Source organism: Roseateles sp. P5_E8 (genome assembly GCF_054177665.1).
Genome location: NZ_JBGCUM010000002.1, coordinates 187,282 through 206,059 on the forward strand (window position 1 = coordinate 187,282; position 18,778 = coordinate 206,059).

The 18,778-nt window shown below is 68.1% G+C and carries 16 protein-coding genes and 1 riboswitch; of the genes, 10 read left to right on the forward strand and 6 right to left on the reverse strand.

The genetic code is table 11. The features are described 5' to 3' along the window. Window positions 1-35: 35 nt before the first annotated feature. Genes ACXRVZ_RS02175 through yajC form a run of 4 tightly spaced genes read right to left on the reverse strand, consistent with a single transcriptional unit; the run spans window position 36 to window position 5,844 of the window. The gene (locus ACXRVZ_RS02175) at window positions 36-2,489 is read right to left on the reverse strand and encodes a DUF1631 family protein (RefSeq protein ID WP_457419114.1); all 2,454 of its coding nucleotides are present in this window, start codon (window positions 2,487-2,489) and stop codon (window positions 36-38) included. Between the two features lie 45 nt (window positions 2,490-2,534). After that, window positions 2,535-3,569, reverse strand: coding sequence for a protein translocase subunit SecF (gene secF / locus ACXRVZ_RS02180; protein ID WP_457419116.1), 1,035 nt, complete (start codon window positions 3,567-3,569; stop codon window positions 2,535-2,537). A gap of 9 nt (window positions 3,570-3,578) precedes the next feature. Then, entirely contained in the window at window positions 3,579-5,465 is a 1,887-nt protein-coding gene (gene secD, locus ACXRVZ_RS02185) for a protein translocase subunit SecD (RefSeq protein WP_457419118.1), read from the reverse strand. Between the two features lie 49 nt (window positions 5,466-5,514). Beyond that, window positions 5,515-5,844 (reverse strand): preprotein translocase subunit YajC, encoded by a 330-nt coding sequence (gene yajC, locus ACXRVZ_RS02190; RefSeq protein ID WP_457419120.1) that lies wholly within the window; start codon window positions 5,842-5,844, stop codon window positions 5,515-5,517. A gap of 129 nt (window positions 5,845-5,973) precedes the next feature. Here yajC and ACXRVZ_RS02195 point away from each other — a divergent pair, with 129 nt between their 5' ends. From ACXRVZ_RS02195 to ACXRVZ_RS02215, 5 genes are all read left to right on the forward strand, one after another. Beyond that, window positions 5,974-7,698: a diguanylate cyclase domain-containing protein gene (locus ACXRVZ_RS02195; RefSeq protein WP_457419122.1), complete on the forward strand. Its 1,725-nt coding sequence runs from the start codon at window positions 5,974-5,976 to the stop codon at window positions 7,696-7,698. Continuing rightward, complete coding sequence (locus tag ACXRVZ_RS02200) at window positions 7,679-8,776, forward strand: DNA glycosylase AlkZ-like family protein (RefSeq protein ID WP_457419124.1); 1,098 nt, start codon at window positions 7,679-7,681, stop codon at window positions 8,774-8,776. The genes ACXRVZ_RS02195 and ACXRVZ_RS02200 overlap by 20 nt, the downstream gene beginning before the upstream one ends. Window positions 8,777-9,012: 236 nt before the next feature. Beyond that, complete coding sequence (locus tag ACXRVZ_RS02205) at window positions 9,013-9,222, forward strand: hypothetical protein (RefSeq protein WP_457419126.1); 210 nt, start codon at window positions 9,013-9,015, stop codon at window positions 9,220-9,222. 120 nt (window positions 9,223-9,342) lie between these two features. Beyond that, entirely contained in the window at window positions 9,343-9,693 is a 351-nt protein-coding gene (locus ACXRVZ_RS02210) for an RNA recognition motif domain-containing protein (protein WP_457419128.1), read from the forward strand. Between the two features lie 106 nt (window positions 9,694-9,799). Then, complete coding sequence (locus ACXRVZ_RS02215; RefSeq protein WP_457419130.1) at window positions 9,800-11,029, forward strand: MFS transporter; 1,230 nt, start codon at window positions 9,800-9,802, stop codon at window positions 11,027-11,029. On the opposite strand, the gene ACXRVZ_RS02220 is transcribed toward ACXRVZ_RS02215, so the two are convergent. Continuing rightward, on the reverse strand, window positions 11,026-12,039 hold the full coding sequence (locus ACXRVZ_RS02220) for an aldo/keto reductase (RefSeq protein WP_457419132.1): 1,014 nt from the start codon (window positions 12,037-12,039) through the stop codon (window positions 11,026-11,028). The genes ACXRVZ_RS02215 and ACXRVZ_RS02220 overlap by 4 nt on opposite strands. Before the next feature lie 68 nt (window positions 12,040-12,107). Continuing rightward, window positions 12,108-12,186: riboswitch (S-adenosyl-L-homocysteine riboswitch) on the forward strand. A 76-nt stretch (window positions 12,187-12,262) separates the two neighbouring features. On the opposite strand from ACXRVZ_RS02220, the gene ahcY reads away from it, so the two are divergent. The 5 genes from ahcY (at window position 12,263) to ACXRVZ_RS02245 (ending at window position 18,132) form a co-directional block, all read left to right on the forward strand. Continuing rightward, complete coding sequence (gene ahcY / locus ACXRVZ_RS02225; RefSeq protein WP_457419134.1) at window positions 12,263-13,675, forward strand: adenosylhomocysteinase; 1,413 nt, start codon at window positions 12,263-12,265, stop codon at window positions 13,673-13,675. A 10-nt stretch (window positions 13,676-13,685) separates the two neighbouring features. Beyond that, complete coding sequence (locus tag ACXRVZ_RS02230; RefSeq protein WP_457419136.1) at window positions 13,686-14,432, forward strand: TlyA family RNA methyltransferase; 747 nt, start codon at window positions 13,686-13,688, stop codon at window positions 14,430-14,432. After that, window positions 14,429-15,262 (forward strand): methylenetetrahydrofolate reductase [NAD(P)H], encoded by an 834-nt coding sequence (gene metF, locus ACXRVZ_RS02235; protein ID WP_457419138.1) that lies wholly within the window; start codon window positions 14,429-14,431, stop codon window positions 15,260-15,262. Before ACXRVZ_RS02230 ends, metF begins: the two co-directional genes overlap by 4 nt. A 71-nt stretch (window positions 15,263-15,333) precedes the next feature. After that, window positions 15,334-17,637, forward strand: a complete 2,304-nt coding sequence (locus tag ACXRVZ_RS02240; protein ID WP_457419140.1) for a TonB-dependent receptor plug domain-containing protein — start codon at window positions 15,334-15,336, stop codon at window positions 17,635-17,637. Between the two features lie 21 nt (window positions 17,638-17,658). Continuing rightward, complete coding sequence (locus ACXRVZ_RS02245; RefSeq protein ID WP_457419142.1) at window positions 17,659-18,132, forward strand: low molecular weight protein-tyrosine-phosphatase; 474 nt, start codon at window positions 17,659-17,661, stop codon at window positions 18,130-18,132. Here the strand turns inward: ACXRVZ_RS02245 and ACXRVZ_RS02250 are convergent. Next, window positions 18,129-18,776: a hypothetical protein gene (locus ACXRVZ_RS02250; RefSeq protein ID WP_457419144.1), complete on the reverse strand. Its 648-nt coding sequence runs from the start codon at window positions 18,774-18,776 to the stop codon at window positions 18,129-18,131. The two genes, ACXRVZ_RS02245 and ACXRVZ_RS02250, sit on opposite strands and share 4 nt — an antisense overlap. Window positions 18,777-18,778 lie beyond the last annotated feature (2 nt).

Genomic DNA, 18,778 nt, shown 5'->3' on the forward strand with positions numbered 1-18,778 from the left:
CGCCTTCGGCGCCGTTTTCAATTCCGGACCTGCAATTACTTGAGTAATTGATCCGGATCCGCATCCAGCTTGGCCAGCGCCTTGCGCGTGGCCTGCACGGTCAGCGCCTCGTCCTGTGCCGGCAGCAGCAGACCCGCCTGCAGGAAGGCGGCCATGCGGTTCAGCGAGAACAGCACGCCACGGCCCTTCGGCGTGACGAACAGCGCCAGCTGCTTGCGCAGGCCACGCCAGGCCAGCTGCACCTGCTCATTGCGGCCACGGTAGTCCAGCATGAACCAGCCGCCCACCTGAAGCTCGCGGGCCCAGGCGACCATCGCCGGCGTGGGCGCGGAGCCGCCTTCTGCCACCACTTCCATGCCGTCGGACTCGTGGCCGGACAGGTCGCGCACCAGCATCTCGTCGACGTGGCTGTCGCCGCCCTCGATGTCCTCGGGCAGCATGGCCTCCAGCGTTTCCAGCTGATCCATCAGCTCGTCCAGGCGCTCGCGCGGGATGGCGGCCGTCTTGGCTGTGAAGGCGGCGGCCAGCGCGTTGTTGAGCTGGCGCACATGATCGTCCTGCTTGTCCAGCGCCAGACCGGCGTGGCTCATGCCGTCGCGCAGCGTCTTGAGCAGCGGCGGCAGGCGGCGGATGACATCGGCGCGGTCCTCGCGAGATGACTTGGCGCTGGCGGACCAGATCAGGTCGGCCGCAGCGCGCTTCATGGACTTGGTGACATCAGACTGGGCGCCCGAACGCACGGCGGTGACGGCCAGCACATCGGCCCAGACGTGGAAGAGGAAGTCGCGCACGCCGTCCTGCACGGGCACCTCGGACAGCATCTTCCGCAGCTCGATGGTGTACTGGATGGCCAGCGTCTCGCGCTGCTCGACCTGCTGGGCCAGCGACACACCACGCTTGGAGGCCTGGTTTTCCTTCTCGAAATAGTGGTCGAGGAATTTCTCAAACTCGGTCAGCACGGTGGCGAAAACGCGCCGGCCGGTGTCCGGATAGGCCTCGACGACCTGCACGACGCGCTTGATCTCGCGCTCCAGCGTCTCGTTGGCGCTCAGCGCCGAGCTGGTCTGGGCGTTGAACCCCATCACGCAAGCGCCCATGCGGTCGATGAGACGGCGCGCCGGGTGGTCAGCGGCGGCGAAGAAGTCGGGCTCGCTGACGGCCACGCGCAGCACCGGCATCTGCAGCCGGGCGAACCAAACCCGCACCGTGGCCGGGATGCGCTCCTCGGTCAGGATGCTCTGGAACATCATCGCGACGATCTCGATGGTGGCGCGTTCGGCCGGCGAGTTGGCGGCCTGCTTCAGGACCTGCTTGAAGGCCTGGTTGCGGGCGCCGATTTCCTCAAGCGCGCGCGGCGCGCTCTGGCCGCCACTCTCGCCGGCGGCCGACACGGCGGGGCGGCGCTGCAGGGATTCCTGCGCATGTTTGATGGCGCCCATGAGGCGTGGCGATGCGATGCTGCCGGGGCTGGCTGAGCTGCCGACAGGCGCGGCATCGGCCAGCGACGGCCTGGCAGCGCCCGTCTCGCCGGCAGGGGCCACCGGCTCACCGCTGCCAAAGCCGGCCAGACTGGGCTTGCCGCCACCGGGGCGGGCCGGCACTTGGCTGACCTGGCTCTTGGCGACAGGGAAGCCCGGCACATGGCGGGCCAGCACGCGCTGCAGCTGGGCCATCACCTCGTCGGCCTGGGAGCTGGCGCGGCTGCGCGGCAGGTCGCCGCTGCCCGAAGGCACGGTCAGCGGCGCGAGGCCGGAGGCGGGTGCGACGGGCGCGGGAGTCGTTGTGGGCACGGGCGGCCCGCCGGCGGCGGCGGTCGCAGCGGCCGCAGCCTGGGCCGTGCGGCGGATGAAGGGGCGCAGGTCGACCTCCGGCAGCACCTTCTGCGCGATCAGCCAGCGGTTGGTCTCGTGATAGGCCTCGCTGATGAGCTGGGCGAACTCCTCATGCAGCTCGTGGTGCAGCAGCTGCCAGACGGTGACGCCCAGGCCGACGCGGGTCCAGGCGTCCAGCGCGATGCGGGCGATGACGTGGGCGCGCAGCAGGTCCAGCGGCTCCAGGTCGTCGTGGGATTCGAGCGACTGCATGCGTGTGCGCAGGTCAGTGAACTCCCAGGTGGCGCGGTCCATCATGACCAGGGCCAGGCGGGAGCTGGTGATCTCGCGCTCGATGGTGGAGTCGTCGACCAGGCTCATCTTCTGCGACTGGGCCTGCACCAGAGCGTCTTGCTCGCGGGCGTTGTCGGAGACGCCGTGCACGGCCGCGTGACGCAGCGCGCCGACGACGGCCATCTGCCAGTTCGGGCCGAGCTTCTGCCAGGCCTGCACCGCGTCGCGGCGCGCCACCATGACCGTGTGCGCCGCGCCCTGCGAGAGCTGCTGCGCGGCACCCTGGCCGATGGCGGCCACCAGGGGGGTCATGCCCCGCACCAGCGCTTCGAGGTAGACGCGCCGTGCCTGCGTGGCCAGGGCCTGGTTGCGGGCGGCGGTCATGGGGGCGTTAGGGCGGCGCGGCGGGAGTGGCAGTTGCAGGTCACTCTACACGACGGCCCCGGCATTCGGGTCGGCAGGGTCGTCGCGATTCACGGTCGTTTTCACAAGGTCCTCGCGCTTCACGCCGAGCCACATCGCGATGGCCGCGGCAACGAAAACCGACGAGTAGATGCCGAACAAGATGCCGATGGTCAGCGCAACCGCGAAGTAATGCAGCGTGGGGCCGCCGAACAGCAGCATGGACACCACCATCAGCTGCGTGCAGCCGTGGGTGATGATGGTGCGGCTCATCGTCGAGGTGATCGCGTGGTCGATGACCTCGTGGGTGTTCATCTTGCGGAAGCGGCGGAAGGCCTCGCGCACCCGGTCGAAGATGACGACGGACTCGTTCACCGAGTAGCCCAGCACCGCCAGGATGGCCGCCAAGACCGCCAGCGAGAACTCCCACTGGAAGAAGGCGAAGAAGCCCAGGATGATGACCACGTCGTGCAGGTTGGCGATGATGCCGGCGACCGCGAACTTCCACTCGAAGCGGATGGCCAAGTAGATCATGATGCCGATGACGGTCACGGCCAGCGCTGCGGCTGCGTCATGGGCCAGCTCGGCGCCGACGGCCGGGCCGACGACCTCGGAGCGCGACAGCTTGACGGGCTCAGCACCATCCGCCTTGGCGCAGATCTGCTTGTCGACCTGCTCGCCCTGCGACGTGACCTGGTTGTGGTGGGTGACCGCGCCGGCCTCGGCCTTGCAAAGCTCACCGAAGACCTTGTCGACGACCTCGGTCTGCTTCTCGCCAGCGCGCACCGGCAGGCGGATCATCACGTCGCGTGAGGAACCGAAGTTCTGCACCTGGACTTCGCCGTAGCCCATCTTCTCGATGGTGTGGCGGGTCTTCTCGATCTCGGCGGCCTGCGGGTAGGCCACTTCGATGACAGTGCCGCCAGTGAACTCGATGGAGAAATGCAGGGGGCGCGTGATCAGGAAGAACACGGCGGCGGCAAAGGTGATGAAGGAGATGGCGTTGAAGATCAACGCATGCTTCATCAGCGGCAGGTCGCGCTTGATGCGAAAGAGTTCCATGGTCTGTCCTTAAGCCTTGGCGGCCACGTCGGTCGTCTCGGCAGCGGGCTTGTCGGCGTCTGGCCTCCAGATCTGGCCGATGGACACGCCCTTGAGCTTCTTCTGGCGGCCGTACCAGAGGTTCACGAGACCGCGTGAGAACACGACGGACGAGAACATCGAGGTCAGGATGCCCAGGCAGTGCACGACGGCAAAGCCCTTGATCGGGCCGGAGCCGAACACCAGCAGCGAGACGCCGGCAATCAGCGTCGTCACGTTGGAGTCCAGGATGGTGGCCCAGGCGCGCTCGTAGCCGAGGCGAATGGCCTGCTGGGGCGATTCACCGCCGCGCAGTTCCTCGCGCACGCGCTCATTGATCAGCACGTTGGAGTCGATGGCCATGCCCAGCACCAGCGCGATGGCGGCGATGCCCGGCAGGCTCAGCGTGGCCTGCATCATCGACAGCGCCGCGATCAGCAGCAGCAGGTTGAAGCCAAGCGCCAGCGACGAGAACACGCCGAACAGCAGGTAGTAGACGCACATGAAGGCGGCCACGGCGGCAAAGCCCCAGGTGACGCTGGCGATGCCCTTCTCGATGTTTTCCTTGCCCAGGCTCGGGCCGATGGTGCGCGATTCGATGATCTCCATCGGCGCGGCCAGCGAGCCGGCGCGCAGCAGCAGCGCGGTGTCGGCGGCCTCCTGCGTGGTCATCGAGCCGGAGATGTTGAAGCGGTTGCTCAGCTCGCTGTTGATCTTGGGCGCCGTGACGACCTCGCCCTTGCCCTTCTCGAACAGCAGGATGGCCATGCGCTTGCCGACGTTCTCGCGCGAGACCTCCTTCATGATGCGTGCGCCCTTGGCGTCCACGGTCAGATGCACGGCGGGCTCGTGGTTCTCGCCGAAGCCGGGCTGGGCGTCGATCAGGTTGTCGCCCGTCAGGATGACCTGGCGCTTGACGATGATGGGGCCGAAGCCGCGGTCGATGAAACGCTCGGTGCCAAACGGCACGGGGCCGTTGCCCTTCAGCGCCTCCAGCGACTCGGCGCCGTCGTCCACCATGCGCAACTCCAGCGTCGCGGTGCGGCCGATGATGTCCTGGGCCTTGGCCGAGTCCTGCACGCCGGGCAGTTGCACGACGACGCGGTCGGCACCTTGTTGCTGGATGACCGGCTCGGCCACGCCCAGTTCGTTGACGCGGTTGTGCAGCGTCGTGATGTTCTGCTTGATGGCAGCATCCTGCACGGCCTTCTGGGCCTGCGGGCTCAGCGCGCCGGTCACGCCGCCGTCTTCCTGCGGCGTCCAGGTCACTTCGGGCAGCTGATTCTTCAGCACGTCGAGCGCAGCAGTGCGCTGCTCGGCGTCGCGGAAGGCGATCAGCACCACATTGCCATCGCGGCTGATGCCGGCATGGCGGACGTTCTTCTCGCGCAGCATGGTGCGCACATCGCCGGTCAGCGACTCGGCCTTCTTGGTGAGGGCCGCCTTCATGTCGACCTGCATCAGGAAGTGCACGCCACCGCGCAGGTCCAGGCCCAGGTACATCGGGTTGGCATGCAGCGCCGTCAGCCACTGCGGCGAGCGCGACAGCAGGTTCAGCGCGACGATGTAGACCGGCTCGTTCGGATCGGGATTCAGCGCCTTGCTGATCGCGTCCTTGGCCTTGAGCTGGGTGTCGGTGTCGCCGAAGCGGGCCTTGATGGAGTTGCCGTCGAACTGCACGAAGTCCGGCTGGACGCCGGCAGCCTTCAGCGCGGCCTCGATGCGGCCTTGCAGCGCGGTATCGATCTTGACGGTGACCTTGGCCGACGACACCTGCACCGCCGGCGCTTCGCCGAACAGGTTGGGCAGGGTGTAGATCAGGCCAATCAGCAGCGCGACGACCAGGATCGCGTACTTCCAGAGCGGATAGCGGTTCATTGAGACTTCCTTGTGCGCGCCGACGGAGATGGCGCTCGGCCGGCTTACTTCAAGCTGCCTTGACGGAGCCCTTAGGGAGAACCTGGGTGATGGCGCTGCGTTGCAGCTGCAGCTCGACGCCGCTGGCCACCTCGACGTGGATGAAGTTGTCGCCCAGCTTGCTAACCTTGCCAATGATGCCGCCGGCCGTGACGACCTCGTCGCCCTTGGCGACCGCCTCGATCATGGCCTTGTGCTCCTTCTGGCGCTTCATCTGCGGCCGGATCATCACGAAATAGAGCACGACGAACATCAGCACCAGGGGCAGCATGCCGAGCAGGCCCGAATCGGAACTGGCGGCTGCCGGAGCGGCCTGGGCGTAGGCGTTGGAGATGAACACGGTGATTTCCTAGGGGTTGAGGCGGCTGTGGCCACCCAAAGCAACCTTGAATTCTAGTGCCGCGCCGTTTCAGGCCCCGGCGGGCCTGATAACCTGCCGGCCGCCCCCAACCCCCGCTGCGGAGCCCCCTTGCCCAAGAGGACGCTGTCCGACCGCCTGAGCCTGCGCCGCCTGCTGACCCTGCCCCATGCGGCGCTGGTGCTGGCACTGGCCCTGCTGATGGGCGCCCTGTCCTGGCGCGCCGCCCGGGACACGGTGGACAGCCTCTCCGGCCAGCTGCTGGTCGAGACCGTCAGTCGCATCGCCGTGCAGGTGGAGCGCCACGCCGGCGGCGCCGACGCGGTGCTGGAAGCCGCCTTCCCGACCGGCCTGGCCGTGCCCGAGAACCTGGCCCAGGCGTCGAACGCGCTGCGCGAGCGCTTCTGGCTGGCCACCTCGGTACACCGCGACCCCAACAACTACGTCTACTACGGCGACCGCCGGGGTCATTTCATCGGCCTGTGGCGCTTCTCCGAGCTGGAGGCCGAGCTGCGACTGCGCACCGACGATGCCGGGCCGCGCACGCTGTACCGGCTCAGCGGCATTACCGGCGCGCTGCGCTCGCCCGTCACCGAGGACAAGATCTTCGACCCGCGCGAGCGGCCCTGGTACCAGGCGGCCCTGGCCCAGCCGGCGGCCCGGGGCTGGACGCCGGTCTATGTCGACTTCAAGACCCAGGACCTCATCGTCACGCGCACCAAGCGCATCGTCAACGAGGTCGGCGAACCCGAGGGAGCAGGGGCGACTGACCTGCCGCTCAAGCAGGTCAACGCGCTGCTCGGCCGCCTGACGCTGGGCGAGAACGCGGTGGCCATGGTCGTGGAGGCCGACGGGCGCCTCATCGGCGTGTCGCGCGGCTCGCACATGAAGACGCTGGCGGCGGACGAGCACGAGCGGCTGAACGCGCAGCAAAGCCCCGACGCCCTGGTTGCCGCCAGCTTCGCGGCCGTGCGCCAGCGCGGTACCAGCGGTGTGCCCAGCACCTTCAGCTTCGACGGCGCCGACGGCCGCAGCGTGCAGGTCGGCCATGCCCGCCTGGACGCCACGCTGGGGCTGGACTGGCTCATCGTCGTCGCCGTGCCGCGCGACGATTTCCTGGCCGGCGTGCAGCGCGCTGCCGTGCAATCCGCCGTGCTGACGGGCGTGGCGACGCTGGCCGCGCTGGCGCTGGGCTGGACCACGTTCGGCATCGTCAGGCGCGAGTTGCGTCGACTGTCGGAGGCGGCCCGGCGCGTCGGCGACGGCGTGCTGGACGCGCCGGCCGAGGTGCGCCGCAACGACGAGCTGGGCGAACTGGCGCGCAGCCTGGCGGACATGCAGCAACGCCTGCTGACCGACCAGCTCACCGGCCTGTCCAACCGCAGCGCCATGCTGCGCCGCATCGAGGACCGCATCCTGCAGCAGCGCCGCCGCGGCGACCGCTGGCCGTTCGCCGTCATGCTGATCGACTTCGACCGCTTCAGAGAGCTCAACGACCGCCTCGGCCACGCGGTGGGCGACGCGGTGCTGAAGGAAGTCGGCCAGCGCCTGCGCACCGGCGTGCGCATCGGCGACATCGTCGCCCGCCACGGCGGCGACGAGTTCCTGCTGCTGCTCGAATCGGTCGACAACCGCGCCGATGCCGAAGCCGCAAGCGCCCACCTCGCGACAGCACTGCGGGCACCGCTGCAAGCCTTGGGCGACACCCCGGTCGACGCCAGCTTCGGTATCGCCCTCTACCCCGACGACGGCCAGGACACCGAGGCGCTACTCAAGCATGCCAGCGTCGACATGCTGGCCCGCAAGACCAGCCACTATGCCGCCACCAAGCCTTGATCTCGCCGCGCTGCGCCGCCACGCCGTGGCGCGCAGCCTCTTCACGCCGACAACGCTGGTGAAGGCCGTCGAGAAGCTCGGCGGCTTCGTGCAGGCCGACCCGCTGCGCGCCCCGGCCCGCGCCCAGGACCTGACGCTGCGCCACCGCGTCAAGGGCTACCAGGCCGGCGACCTGGAGCGCCGCTACCCGCGCCTGCCGCTGCAGGAAGACTTCTTCATCAACTACGGCTTCGTCACGCCCGAGCTGCGCGCACTGATGCACCCACGTGGCACGCGCACCGTCTGGGACAAGCCGCGCCTGAAACTGGCCGACGCGGTGCTGGCCGAGGTCGAGCGCTTGGGCGAGGCCCACCCCGCCGATGTCGACGCGGCGCTGGGCCATGGCCCGGTGAAGAACTGGTTCGGCGGCAACAGCCGGCTGTCCACCGAGCTGCTCGACGGCCTGCACTACCGCGGCCGGTTGGACGTGGTGCGGCGCGACAGCGGCACGCGTGTCTACCGGTTGGCGCCGCAGTGGGAAGCCCACCCCGACCCGCAGGCCGCCATGGATGCGATGACCGACGTGCTGGTGCAGAAGTACGCGCCGCTGCCGGCCGGCAGCCTGTCGCAGCTCATCAACATGCTCTTCCACGCCGCCCACCAGTGGGAGGGGTTGCGCAAGCCGACCATTGCGCGCGCCAAGGCCAGGCTGGCCCATGCCCAGGTCGACGGCGTCGACTGGTACTGGCCGGCCGGCGAAGACCCGGCGCGTGGCTGGCGCATCCCGGCGCAGGTGCGGTTGCTGGCGCCCTTCGACCCGGTCGTCTGGGATCGCCGCCGCTTCGAGCTGCTGTGGGGCTGGGCCTATCGCTTCGAGGCCTACACGCCGGCGGCCAAGCGCGTGCGCGGGCATTACGCGCTGCCGCTGCTGTGGCGGGACCAGGTCATCGGCTGGGCGAATGCCAGCATCAAGAGCGGCCGGTTGCAGATGGACTGCGGCTATGTGACCGGTCGCGCGCCCCGTGAGGCGGGGTTCAAGGCGGCGCTGGATGCGGAGCGCGCAAGGCTGGCGGAGTTCTTGGGAGTCGACCCAATCTGATGCACTCAATACCAGAAGAAATATAAAAGCATTGGAATATTAATAAAAAGATATAATCCGCCGTCGCCGTGACACTGCCTTCTGAGGGCCGTTCACGACTCACCCGGGGCGCACTCCGCCACCTCCCACACGTTTTTGGCCGGCACAGCAGTAGCCAACCGAGCCAAAAAGTGACCCTGTCGGGCGATTCAAGCCTGCAGTCCTGACTGATCAAGATTTCGAACAACACCATCCCCATGGGCCAGTACGTCGTTTCGCCCGCGACACACCCGACCGACTGTGGCCGCTTTCGCGCCTCTTTCTCGGTTCGCAGCGCCCAGGGCAACGGCAGTGACCGCCGCGTGTTCCGCTTCGACACCACCTTTGCCTCACGCGAAGCCGCTCGGCTGTTCGCCGTCACCCAGGGCTGGCTGCAAGCGTGCATGCCGACCCGCCACGCGTGCTGACGATCTGGTCCTGCCAGACCCTGTCCACACGTCCCACTCGCTGCGGACTCCCAATTCGCTGATCCGCAGATTCGCAGATGCGCATCCCGAAGGTGCGCCACTACTCAGAAAGGCTCGTTCATGAGCAGCAAGATCTACGTGGGCAACCTGCCCTACTCCGTCACCGATTCCAGCCTGAAAAGCAACTTTGCCGAGTTCGGTAGCGTCTCCTCCGCCAAGGTCATGATGGACCGGGAAACCGGCACGTCCAAGGGCTTTGGCTTTGTGGAAATGGCGTCTGCCGAAGTCGCGCAGGCCGCCATCACCGCCCTGCACGGCATGACCGTCGATGGACGCGCCATCGTCGTGAGCCTGGCCCGCCCGCGCGAAGCCAGCAAAGATTCAAGCGGCTACAGCGCCAATGGCTACACCGCAAGCAAGCGTCCGGATGTCGGCTACGGCACGGGCGGCTTCGGCGGCGGTCGCTACTGAACCCAGCGGCTCGCTGTGAATGACCGGCTCTCCTGAGCCGGTTTTTTTTCGTCCCGTGCAGGCCTTGCTTGAAGATGCCAGCCTGCACTGATCTCTTCACGACTGCATGTTTCTAGACATCGGCCCGCTGCGCCGCAATACCGCCTTCCGTCGCCTATTCGCCAGCCAGTTCATCTCCGGCCTGGGCACCATGGTCAGCTACGTGGCCGTGCCGTGGCAGCTCTATGAGCTGACGCACTCCAACGCGCAGGTCGGCCTGCTGGGCCTGGTGCAGTTGATCCCCGTCGTCGTCTGCGGCCTGCTGGGGGGCGCGGTGGCGGACCGGATGGACCGCAAGCGGCTGCTGATCGGCTCCGAATCGCTGATGGCGCTGTGCCTGGCCGGCCTGCTGATGAACGCCTTGAGCGCCGCGCCCAGCGTGCTGGCCATCTACGCGCTGGTGGCGGTGCTGCAAGGCGCCAGCGGCTTCCACCGCCCGGCGCTGGAGGCGCTGACGCAGAAGCTCGCGCGGCCGGAGGAGTACGCGGCCGTCGCGGCGCTGTCGTCCGTGCGCGGCACGGTCGGCATGGTGGCAGGGCCGGCGCTCGCGGGCCTGCTGCTGGCGAAATGGGGCGCGGTCGGCGCCTACATCTTCGACTTCGTGACCTTCATCGCGGCACTGTTCTTCATCGCCCGCATTCCGCGCGAAAGCATCGGTCACGTCGATGCCCCCGCCGAACGCCCGCATCTGCTGGCCGACCTGGCCGAAGGCCTGCGCTTTGCGTGGGCCCGGCCGGTGCTGATGGGGACATACATCGTCGACATCGTCGCCATGGCCTTCGCCTTCCCGATTGCGCTGTTCCCGGCGATGGCAGCGGCCGACGGGCGCACCGAGTCGGTCGGCTGGCTGCTGTCGGCCATGTCGGTGGGCGCGCTGCTCATTGGCGTCTTCAGCGGCTGGACGGGCAAGGTCACGCGCCATGGCCGGGCCGTCGTCATCGCGGCGGCGGTGTGGGCGCTGGGCATCGTCGCCTTAGGCTTTGCGCCCAGCCTGATGCTGGGCCTGGCTTGCCTGGCGGTGGCGGGCGCGGCCGACATGGTCAGCGGCGTGTTCCGCGGCACGATCTGGAACGAGACCATCCCGAACACGCTGCGCGGGCGCCTGGCCGGCATCGAGATGATCAGCTATCTGACCGGCCCGCTGATCGGCAACGCGCGGGCCGGCTTCATGGCCGATGCCTGGGGCGTGTCGGCCTCGATCTGGATAGGCGGCGCGATCTGCCTGGTGGGCGTCATCGCGACAGGCTTCTGCCTGCCGCGGTTCTGGGCCTACCGAAGCACGACGATGCCAACCTAGACGTTGACCGAACCCATCTGCGCCGCCGGATAGCGCGTGCCGGCCACGGCATGCTGGGCGAGCAGCGCGGCGATGCGCTCGCGCCGGCCGGCGTCGAAGCGGATGTGCGCGGCCAGTGCGTTCTCGTCCAGCCGGGCGATGCTGCGCGTGCCGGGGATGGGCACGATGTCGTCGCCCTGGTCCAGCAGCCAGGCCAGTGCGAGCTGGGCGGGCGTGTAGCTCCACTCTTCGGCCAGCGCTGCGAGTGCATCGGCCAGCGCAAGGTTGTGGTCCAGGTTGCCGCCCTGGAAGCGCGGGTGCACACGGCGGCGGTCGTCGGGGCTGAGCTGGCTGGCCGAGCGGATGGCGCCGGTCAGGAAGCCACGGCCCAGCGGGCTGTAGGGCACCAGCGCAATGCCCAGCTCGCGGCAGGCGGGCAAGACCTCGGCCTCGACGTCGCGGCTCCACAGCGAGTACTCGGTCTGCACGGCGGCAATCGGGTGCACGGCGTGGGCGCGGCGGATGGTGGCGGCGCCGGCCTCGGACAGGCCGAGATGCTTCACCTTGCCGGCCTTGACCAGCTCGGCCATCGCGCCGACGGTCTCCTCGATGGGCACGGTCTTGTCGACGCGGTGCTGGTAGTAGAGGTCGATGTGGTCCACGCCCAGGCGCTGCAGGCTCGCATCACAGGCTTCGCGCACATAGGCCGCGCTGCCGTCGATGCGCACCACCGTGCCGTCCGCCGCGCGGACGTGTCCGAACTTGGTCGCCACGATGACCTCGTCACGGCGCAGGGCCAGCAGGTGGGACAGCAGGCGCTCGTTGCTGCCGATGCCATACATGTCGGCGGTGTCGAGGAAATTGACGCCGATGTCCAGCGCGTGGTGCAGCACGGCCAGCGACTGCGCATCGTCGGCCGGGCCGTAGAACTCGGACATGCCCATGCAGCCCAGGCCCAGGGCCGAGACTTCGGGGCCGGCGGCGCCGAGACGGCGGCGTGGCAGGTTTTGGGCGGAAACGGGATTTGTCATCACTGGACTCCTTCGCTTCATCATCGCCTGATCGACAAGACCCTGGCGGAGGCGCCTAGAATGCACGGCTCTCCGAGGAGCGTTGCAACCTCAGCACCCATTGAGGCCAGGCTCGGAGACTTCACCCTGCAACTGCGCTCACCCGCTGGCCGACCGTGCCTGGGTGAGGAATCCACTCCCCTCGCACGTCTGTCAGCGGCTTCATTCGCTTGAAGGAGCCTGCATGAGCACCACCGACCACCTCGTCAAAGACCTGTCCCTCGCCGCCTGGGGCCGCAAGGAAATCAAGATCGCCGAGCATGAAATGCCGGCGCTGATGGCCATCCGCAAGGAGCACGCCCAGACCCAGCCGCTCAAGGGCGCGCGCGTCACCGGCTCGCTGCACATGACCATCCAGACAGCCGTGCTGGTCGAGACGCTGCAAGCCCTGGGCGCCGAAGTGCGCTGGGCCTCGTGCAACATCTTCTCGACGCAAGACCACGCCGCCGCCGCGCTGGCCGCCGTCGGCACGCCGGTGTTCGCCTACAAGGGCGAGACGCTGGAAGACTACTGGGACTACACCCACCGCATCTTCGAATTCGCCGGCAAGAACGAGCCGGGCGAAGGCCCGAACATGATCCTGGACGACGGCGGCGACGCGACGCTGCTGATGCACCTCGGCCAGAAGGCCGAGAAGGATCTGTCGGTGCTTGCCAACCCGGGCAGCGAGGAAGAGCGCATCCTGTTCGCCGCCATCAAGGCCAAGGTCGCTCAAGACCCGACCTGGTACACCCGCAAGAGCGCCGAGATCATCGGCGTGACCGAAGAGACGACCACGGGCGTGCACCGCCTGAAGGAAATGTCGGCCAAGGGCACGCTGCTGTTCCGCGCCATCAACGTGAACGACTCGGTCACCAAGAGCAAGTTCGACAACCTCTACGGCTGCCGCGAATCGCTGGTGGACGGCATCAAGCGCGCGACCGACGTGATGGTCGCCGGCAAGATCGCCGTCGTGGCCGGCTACGGCGACGTSGGCAAGGGCTCGGCGCAGGCGCTGCGTGCGCTGTCGGCGCAAGTCTGGGTGACCGAGATCGACCCCATCTGCGCGCTGCAGGCGGCGATGGAAGGCTACCGCGTCGTGACGATGGAGTACGCCCAGGACAAGGCCGACATCTTCGTGACGACGACCGGCAACAAGAACGTCATCCGCCATGAGCACATGCTGGCGATGAAGAACAACGCCATCGTCAGCAACATCGGCCACTTCGACAACGAGATCGAAGTCGCGGCGCTGGAGCAGTACGAGTGGGAAGAGATCAAGCCCCAGGTCGACCACGTCATCTTCCCGGACGGCAAGCGCATCATCCTGCTGGCCAAGGGCCGCCTGGTGAACCTGGGCTGCGGCACGGGCCACCCGAGCTATGTGATGAGCTCGTCCTTCGCCAACCAGACCATCGCCCAGATCGAGCTGTACGCGCACAAGGACAACTACGCCGTCGGCCAGGTCTATGTGCTGCCCAAGCACCTGGACGAGAAGGTCGCCCGCCTGCAGCTGACCACGCTGAATGCGCAGCTGACCGAGCTGACCGAAGAGCAGGCCACCTACATCGGCGTGAACAAGTCTGGCCCCTACAAGCCCGACACCTACCGCTATTGATCGCTCCTTGATGCGCGCAGACCAGCTCCTCGTAGGCCAAGGCCTGGCGCCCACGCGCTCGGCCGCGCAGCGCCTGATTCAGAACGGCGCCGCCGAATGGGCCTCGCCCACCGGCTGGGCCGTGCTGAGGAAGGCCGGCGAGGACCTGCCCGAGACGGCGCAGCTGCGCGTCACCGACGACGCGGAGCTGCGCTATGTGTCGCGCGGCGGGCTCAAGCTGGAAGGCGCGCTGGACCGCACCGGTTTCGACGTCAGCACCCACACGGTGCTGGACGTCGGCCAGAGCACCGGCGGCTTCACCGACTGCCTGCTGGCGCGTGGCGCACGCCATGTCGTCGGCATCGACGTGGGCCACGGCCAGCTGCACCCACGCCTGCAGGCCGACGAGCGCGTGTCGGCGCTGGAAGGCGTGCATGTGCGTGAACTGGCCGGGCTGCGCTCGCACGCACCGACGGGCGGCTTCACGCTCATCGTCGGCGACCTGAGCTTCATCTCCATGGTGGGCAGCCTGCCGGAGCTGCTGCCCTGGCTGGAGTCGCACGGCCACCTGCTGGTGCTGGTGAAGCCGCAGTTCGAGCTGGGGCCGAAGGCGCTGGACAAGCGCGGTCTCGTCAAGGACGAGGCCGACTACCCGCGCCTGGAAGGCCGCGTGCGCCTGGCCTGCACGGCGCTCGGGCTCAAGGTGCTGGACTACTTCGACAGCCCCATCACCGGCGGTGATGGCAATCGCGAATTCTTTTTGTGGGCCTCCCGATGAGCACCCCTGTCAGTTTCGAATTCTTCCCCCCGAACACGCCGGTCGGCGTCGAGAAACTCAAGACCGTCGTGCAGGACCTGGGCGCATTGACGCCCCAGTACTTCAGCGTCACCTACGGCGCCGGCGGCTCCACGCGCGACAAGACGCTCAACGCGGTGATGGACATCGCCGGCGCCGGCTTCAACGCCGCGCCGCACCTCTCCTGCGTGGGCTCGACGCGCGAGAACATCGCCGAGATCCTGGTCACGTACCGCGAGCGCGGCATCAGCCGCGTCGTGGCGCTGCGCGGCGACCTGCCCAGCGGCACGGCTACGGCGGGCGAGTTCCGCTATGCGTCGGAGCTGGTCAGCTTCATTCGCGAGACCCAAGGGAAGGACTGGCACATCGAGGTGGCCGCCTACCCCGAGACACACCCGCAGCAGCGTTATGCCGCACGCGACCTGCAGCACTTTGCCGACAAGATGAAGGCGGGTGCCGACGGCGCCATCACGCAGTTCTTCTTCAACCCCGACGCCTACTTCCACTTCGTGGACGAGGCGCGCCGCCTGGGCGTCACCCAGCCCATCGTGCCGGGCATCATGCCCTTCCACAACTACGGCCGCATCGCCCAGTTCGCGCAGCGCGACAGCATCGAGATCCCGCGCTGGGTGCAGATGAAGATGGAAGGTTTCATGGACGACGCCGCCAGCATCCGCGCCTTCGGGCTGGACGTGGTGACGCGGCTCTGTGAGCGGCTGATTGCCGGTGGCGCGCCGGGCGTGCACTTCTACACGCTCAACCAATCGGCGTTGACGCTGGAGCTCTGCAAGCGTCTCGGCCTCAACCGCTAACTCGTTGTCCGCTCATGTAAATGAGCGCTTTACGTGATTCAACGTAACCAGGCGTACGGAGAATCGCGGCCATGAGCCGTCTCCTTCTCGCGCTGGTCGCGCTGTGCGTCAGTGCCGTCTGCGCGGCCCAGTCCCCGCCCACCAAGTCTCCCGTCCCAGCTTCCGCTGCCGCCAGTGCCCCGGCGCCCGCCGCCAGCGGCGCGGGCAACCGCCTGGACCGCGTCGAAGTCAGCAGCGGCCCCAGCGCCAACAGCCGGCGGCGCAACAGCACGGCCAGCAAGATCGTCATCGAACGCGAGGACCTGGAGAAGTACGGCGACACGTCGCTCGGCGACGTGCTGCGCCGCCTGCCCGGCGTGACCCTCGGCGGCCGCCCAGGGCGCGGCGGCGACATCCGCATGCGCGGCATGGGCGGCGGCGCCACGCAGATCCTCGTGGACGAGGAACGCCCGCCGCCTGGCTTCGCCGTGGAAGACCTGCCGCCCGACCAGATCGAGCGCATCGAGATCTACCGCGCGCCCACTGCCGCCACCGGCGCGCGGGCCATTGCGGGCACGATCAACATCGTGCTGCGCGAGCCGCTGCAGAAGTCCAACCACGAGGTGCGCATGGGTGTGGGCTGGGACCGCAACAAGCCCCAGCTCGACGCCAGTTGGACGCGCAATGTGAAGGGGGGCGGCCCCAACGGCGACGAGTTCGTCGGCGCCATCTCCACCAACGGCGCGATCCGCCGGTTCTACAACAACGTCGATACGGGCAACCGCATCACCGACACCGAGACCGGCCAGGTCGTCGAGCAGAACACGCAGGTCGGCAACAGCGAGAGCCAGAACACCAGCCTCAACGGCAATGCCAGGCTGCGCTGGAAGTACAGCGACACGCTGAACTTCAACCTCACGCCGTCGTTCTTCCTGTCGCAGAACGAGGGCAGCAGCCAGACCAACGGCGAAGGCACGCGCTTTCGCGACAACCACGGCGAGAACGACGCCCGCAATCACCACCTGCGCCTGAACCTGTCGGCCGACTACCGACCCAAGGTGGGCGAGAGCTTCACCCTCCGCCTGGGCACCGGCACCACCAAGAACACCCGGAACAACCACCGCCGCGACAAGCTGACCATCGGCGGCGTCACCACCGAACGCGCGCAGGACGACCACAGCTCGGTCGAGGAAGACCAGACCAGCCTGAGCGGCCGCTGGAGCCTCAAGACCGCCCAAGAGCACCAGTGGGTCACCGGCGTCGAAGCCGAGCGCAGCCAGCGCACGCAGGTGGTCGACACGCTGGTCAATGGCGCCGTGCTGCCGGGCCTGGTGCGCTTCGGCAACACGCTGGCCTCGCGCAACCAGCGCTTCGCCGCCTTCACGCAGGACGAGTGGAGCCCCAGCAAGCAGTGGTCGCTCTACGCGGGCCTGCGCTACGAGCGCATCGAGACGACGGCGGCCGCCGCCGGGTCGCTGCCCGAGACGCGCAACGTGTCGCAGGTCACGTCGCCACTGCTGCACCTGCTGTGGAAGCCCGAGGCCTTCCCCAAGGACCAGGTGCGCCTGAGCCTGACGCGCAGCTACCGCTCGCCCAACCTCAACGACCTGGTCGCGCGGCCAACCGTCAACACGACCTACCCCGAAGGCCCCAACTACCAGACCTACGCCGACCGCGCCGGCAACCCCGACCTCAAGCCCGAGCTGGCCACCGGCGTCGACCTGAGCCTGGAGCACTGGCTGCCCACCGGCGGCATCATCTCGGGCACCGCCTTCGTGCGCGACATCAAGGGCCTGATGCGCAGCCAGGTGCTGCTGGAAACCGTGAGCTGGGACACCGCGCAACGCTGGGTCAGCCGCCCACGCAACATGGGCAGCGCCCGCAGGATGGGGCTGGAGTTCGAGTTCAAGGCCCGCATGGACGAACTCTGGGAGGACGCGCCGGCCGAGTTGCAGATGATGCTGCTGCGCTTCAACGCCGCCGTCTTCAAGAACGACGTGAAGGGCCTGCCAGGCAACAGCAACCGCATCGACCAGCAGCCGCGCGGCAGCTTCAATTTCGGCATCGACCACCGCTGGAACGCCTGGGGACTGAAGTTCGGCAGCGGCTTCAACGCGAACTACGTGCCCGCCACCCGCGAGCAGGTGACCGAGACGCTGCGCCGCGACGAAACCGCGCGCCGCCAGTTCGATGCCTACCTGTCCTGGAGCAGCGGCGCCGTGCGCGACGGCATCAACTGGCGCCTGTCCATGGCCAACCTGACGCCGCGCGACGCCGCATCCACCTCCGAAGGCATCAGCACCAACAGCGTCACGCAGCACGAGTACCTGAACGAGAGCTGGTCGCGCAACAAGACCTTCCGGGTGATCTCGCTGCGTGCCGACATGCGCTTTTGATGCGCTGGAGAGAATGCGGCCATGACACGCCGCATCCTCTTCTTCTGCATGGGCAACATCTGTCGCAGCCCGACGGCCGAGGGCGTCATGCGCGCCAAGCTGAAAGCCGCCGGGCTGGACGTCGAGGTCGACTCCGCTGGCACCCACGGTTATCACATCGGCGCGCCGCCGGATGAGCGCAGCCAGGAGCATGCGGCGCTGCGCGGCTACGACCTCAGCCCGCTGCGCGCCCGCAAGCTGGTGGCTGCGGACTTCGAGCGCTTCGACCTTGTGCTGGCGATGGACGGCGACAACCTCGCTCATGCCGAGCGCCTTTGCCCGCCGGACCAGCGCCATCGGCTGAAGCTGCTGATGGATTACGCGCCGCATGCCGGGAATCCGCATGTGCCAGACCCGTACTACGGCGGCGCGGCGGGCTTTGACGAAGTGCTGGATCTGGTGGAAGCGGCGTGCGACGGGCTCATCGCCACAGGGCTGCGCCGAACCAAGCCCTAGTCGGCGCCCGCCAGGCCCTTCAGCAACTCGCCCCAACCTGCCGGCACGGGCTCGCCCGGCGGCGCAGGAAAACGTGGCGCCAGTGTCAGCCCGAGAGGCCCGTCGGCAGGCGCGCGCTGCGCGACGACCAAGGCGGGGAAGTCGAAGCGCCGGGCGGAGTAGCTGGACACCACGGCGCCCGACATCACGGGCTTGCCATCGACAAACAGCGTGAAACAGGCATCGGTCAGCAGGCCAGGCTTGGCAGGCGCATCGCTGGCGTCCGCTTGGGAGAAGCGCCCGCCCGGCCATTGAATGCTGGCCGCCTCGGCCAGCCAGCGCGCCTTCAGCGGATCGGCAGCCTCGGGCATGGCCAGGCGCTCGAAATCGGGCCATTGGTGGGCGTTCGCGCACAGCGACAGGATGCCGGGCCGGAACGCATGGAAGACGAGCAAGCGCCACGACCTGTGGCTCTCATGCCAGCGCCGTTGCGCCTCGCGCCGGGGTGCGTCGGCCGCGTATTGCGCATGGACGCCGGCATCGCTGTCCAGCATCTCACGCGCCTTGGCGGCTCGTGCGCGGTCAATCTCTTCGGCGGGCTGCTGTGCATGGGCGGCGCCCATGGAGAGCGCCAGGGCCAGGGGCAAGGCGGCGGCAAGTTTCATGG

What these genes read in the sequence shown, in the direction of transcription:
- secF (WP_457419116.1), bottom strand. Translation starts at nt 3,569, where the DNA reads ATGGAACTCTTTCGCATCAAGCGCGACCTGCCGCTGATGAAGCATGCG.
- ACXRVZ_RS02175 (WP_457419114.1), bottom strand. Translation starts at nt 2,489, where the DNA reads ATGACCGCCGCCCGCAACCAGGCCCTGGCCACGCAGGCACGGCGCGTC.
- metF (WP_457419138.1), top strand. Translation starts at nt 14,429, where the DNA reads ATGAGCACCCCTGTCAGTTTCGAATTCTTCCCCCCGAACACGCCGGTC.
- ACXRVZ_RS02230 (WP_457419136.1), top strand. Translation starts at nt 13,686, where the DNA reads ATGCGCGCAGACCAGCTCCTCGTAGGCCAAGGCCTGGCGCCCACGCGC.
- ACXRVZ_RS02205 (WP_457419126.1), top strand. Translation starts at nt 9,013, where the DNA reads ATGGGCCAGTACGTCGTTTCGCCCGCGACACACCCGACCGACTGTGGC.
- secD (WP_457419118.1), bottom strand. Translation starts at nt 5,465, where the DNA reads ATGAACCGCTATCCGCTCTGGAAGTACGCGATCCTGGTCGTCGCGCTG.
- ACXRVZ_RS02240 (WP_457419140.1), top strand. Translation starts at nt 15,334, where the DNA reads ATGAGCCGTCTCCTTCTCGCGCTGGTCGCGCTGTGCGTCAGTGCCGTC.
- ACXRVZ_RS02250 (WP_457419144.1), bottom strand. Translation starts at nt 18,776, where the DNA reads ATGAAACTTGCCGCCGCCTTGCCCCTGGCCCTGGCGCTCTCCATGGGC.
- ACXRVZ_RS02220 (WP_457419132.1), bottom strand. Translation starts at nt 12,039, where the DNA reads ATGACAAATCCCGTTTCCGCCCAAAACCTGCCACGCCGCCGTCTCGGC.
- ACXRVZ_RS02245 (WP_457419142.1), top strand. Translation starts at nt 17,659, where the DNA reads ATGACACGCCGCATCCTCTTCTTCTGCATGGGCAACATCTGTCGCAGC.
- ACXRVZ_RS02215 (WP_457419130.1), top strand. Translation starts at nt 9,800, where the DNA reads ATGTTTCTAGACATCGGCCCGCTGCGCCGCAATACCGCCTTCCGTCGC.
- ACXRVZ_RS02200 (WP_457419124.1), top strand. Translation starts at nt 7,679, where the DNA reads ATGCCGCCACCAAGCCTTGATCTCGCCGCGCTGCGCCGCCACGCCGTG.
- ACXRVZ_RS02210 (WP_457419128.1), top strand. Translation starts at nt 9,343, where the DNA reads ATGAGCAGCAAGATCTACGTGGGCAACCTGCCCTACTCCGTCACCGAT.